At 64.1% G+C, this 2,930-nt stretch carries 3 protein-coding genes; 1 reads left to right on the top strand and 2 read right to left on the bottom strand.

All coding sequences use genetic code 11. The annotated features are described in order from the left end of the window. Both WBF82_RS13150 and WBF82_RS13145 read right to left on the bottom strand, forming a co-directional pair. The coding region (locus WBF82_RS13150) for an SDR family NAD(P)-dependent oxidoreductase (RefSeq protein WP_424383454.1) at positions 1-662 on the bottom strand (662 nt) is incomplete at its 3' end. Next, positions 659-1,138, bottom strand: a complete 480-nt coding sequence (locus WBF82_RS13145; RefSeq protein WP_424383453.1) for a nuclear transport factor 2 family protein — start codon at positions 1,136-1,138, stop codon at positions 659-661. The genes WBF82_RS13145 and WBF82_RS13150, both read right to left, overlap by 4 nt. A 134-nt stretch (positions 1,139-1,272) precedes the next feature. Here WBF82_RS13145 and WBF82_RS13140 point away from each other — a divergent pair. Further along, positions 1,273-2,930 (top strand): flavin-containing monooxygenase (locus tag WBF82_RS13140; protein WP_424383452.1); only part of this gene is annotated, 1,658 nt, incomplete at its 3' end.

The raw sequence follows: 2,930 nt of genomic DNA, 5'->3' as shown, positions 1-2,930 counted from the left end.
GCCGAGCGCTGGGATTCGGCCGCCGCGATGTCGCCGTTGGTCACTCCGCCGGCAGCTTCGAAGATGTTGGAGGCCACCGCGCCGGGCAGCACGGCCTGCACGTGAATGTGATGGTCGTGTCCGGCTGCCTGAACCTCGAGATGCAGACACTCGGTCAACGCAAGGACTGCGTGCTTACTCATGATGTAGGGCGCCTGCAGGGGAGCCGCTATCACCCCGCCGACCGACGACAGGTTCCACACCCACGCTTGGTCGTCGGTCCCCATCAGCTTTGGGAGAAACGCCCGTACGCCGTAGAAGACGCCGCTGATATTGATGTCGATGACGCGCTGCCAATTGGCGACCGGTGTGTCCCACAGATAGCCGAACTGTTCGACCCCGGCGTTGTTCACCAACAGCCGTAATGGGCCGACCTCCCGGTAGGTCTTCTCGGCGAGCCTCTGCACGGCATCGGGATCGCGCACGTCGCATACGAAGTCCAGTGCTGTGCACCCGGCTGCGCACAGCTCGTCACGCAATGCTGCGATGGCAGCGGCGTCGACGTCGGCGAGCACCACGGTCATGCCCAATCGACTGGCGTACCGCGCTAGGCCAGCACCAATACCCGCGCCAGCCCCCGTGATGACGGCCACGCCGCCGGAGAATTTTTCCCGGGCGCTCACGAACCGGTGGTGCTGTCGGCGTGCAGCTCAGATAGCAGCACCGAGTTGGTGGTGTCGAGAATGACCTCCATCTGGGTGAACTCCAACCCGCCTGCGCCGCGGCGCACAGCGACCTCAGCTATGCCGCTGGACACCGCGAACGGCACGAAATTGGCGATCTGGTTGACGAAAATGTAGAAACGGGCGCTGGTGATAGCACCGTCGGTGCCGGTGCGGTGCACGTTGGTGGCATGGTGGCGAAGCGGATAGGGGCTCTGCTCGCGATGCGCCGACAGCCACTTTATGACGGCGTCACGGCCGTGCAGCTCGGGTGACATCAGTTCCTCGAAAGGGCTGGCGCCCGAATCGCTTCGGCTGATGTAGCGCACGTCCTCGGCATAGCTTGCCGCCAGCTCGTCGTGGTGCGCCTCGTCGTAGTGGTACCAGAAGCCGGCGATGAACTCTTGCAATTCCGGCAGCGTGATGTCGTTGCTCATGACAGCGAGTCAACCCTGGGGTGGTCCCGGTAACACGACCGATGACCGGTCAGTGGAACACGTGTGCCCAATGATGTCCCGCTGAGTAGACAAGACCACGCCCTCCGTACGGCAACGCTTCGATACTCGATGCCATGTGCGCTCGCGACCCTGTGCATCCCGACGAACTGCGGGACAACCTGCGTCAGGCCGACCCGGGCGTCCTGGTGGCGGTGCTGGCTCAGCTCACCGGCGACCCGGTGGTGATCGACACCTACGCGCCGAAGATTTCGCACATCCCCGACCCGCCTGAGCGGGCCGGGGTCACCGATCCCGACACTGCCGAGGCGCTGGTGAACGCTATCGTCGAGGCGCTGGGCGCGAGCCGGCGCCCTGAGGCAACGTCGGCTGAAGACCGTGACTTCTTCGCAAGATTGTTGCCCATCGCACTGGGCTCAGGGGTGGACGACGAGCATGTGGACCTGCTCCTCGAGCAGGGCGGCGTCCAGCGCTCGCAGCCGACGTTGCCGCGCACGGTGTCGATTCCGGACACAATGAACATCGCGATCATCGGTGCGGGTATCGCCGGAATCAGCGTCGCGTTGGCGGCCGCCGAGGAGGGCGTGTGCTACGAAATCTTCGACCGCAACCCGGAAGTCGGCGGCACGTGGTACACCACCACCTACCCCGGCATCGGTGTCGACACCCCTTCGGCGTACTACTCGCTGTCGCGCGAGGTGAACCCGGATTGGAGTAGTTACTATCCGCAGGGCGCGGAATATCAGGCGTATCTGGTGGCACTGGCCGACAAGCACAAGCTGCGCGCGCACACCCGGTTCCGCACCGAGGTCGAGGCGCTGAGGTGGGACGACGAGCGCAACCAGTGGCAGATCCATTCGGTCAACGCCGACGATCGGCGCGACATCAGCTATGCCAGCATCGTGGTCACCGCCGCCGGCTACCTCAATCGCCCGCGCTGGCCCGACGTCGAGGGCCGGGACACGTTCGCGGGCACCAGCATTCATTCCGCGTTGTGGGATGAATCGCTGGACCTCACCGGCAAGAAAGTGGCGATCATTGGGGCCGGCTGCACCGCCGTGCAGATCGTCGACGCGTGCGTCGACCAGGTCGAGCACCTGACGGTGTTCCAGCGTCAGCCGCATTGGGTGGCTCCCCGTCGACGGCTGACCGACGAGGTACCGGCCCATAAGCGCTACCTCGGGCGGCACCTGCCGTACTACGCGAAGTGGAATCGGCTGAAGTCGTATTGGGGCACCGCGGACAACAACTATCCGGTCATCTTGCAGGATCCGGAGTGGTGCAAGGACCATCTGTCCATCTCCGCGGCCAACGACGTGTTGCTGCAAATGTGTCTGGACTACATCGAGCAGACGTTCGGCAAAGACACCGAGCTGGCGAAGAAAGTCACCCCGGACTTCGCACCGTACGGCAAACGGATCATTCGCGATCCGGGCGGGTACTACCCGGCTTTGACGCGCGACCACGTCGACGTGGAGGCCAGCGAACCGGCCGAGGTCAACGCGAAAGGCATTGTCACCCAAGACGGTCGACAGATCGACCTCGATGTCATCATCTACGCCACCGGCTACTATTTGGACTTTCTGTCCACTATCGACATCCGCGGCCGTAACGGTAGGAAGCTGGCCGACGAATGGGGTGACAGCCCCCGCGCCTATCGCGGCGGAACGGTGCCCGGCTTCCACAACTCGTTCACCATGTCGGCGCCGAACTACAGGCCCGGTCACGGTGCGGGCGCGAACTTCTCGATGGAGGTACTCGCGCACTACATCAT

It is taken from the genome of Mycobacterium sp. (genome assembly GCF_049673265.1).
Taxonomy (GTDB): domain Bacteria; phylum Actinomycetota; class Actinomycetes; order Mycobacteriales; family Mycobacteriaceae; genus Mycobacterium.
This window is presented reverse-complemented; position numbering and strand designations above follow the sequence as displayed.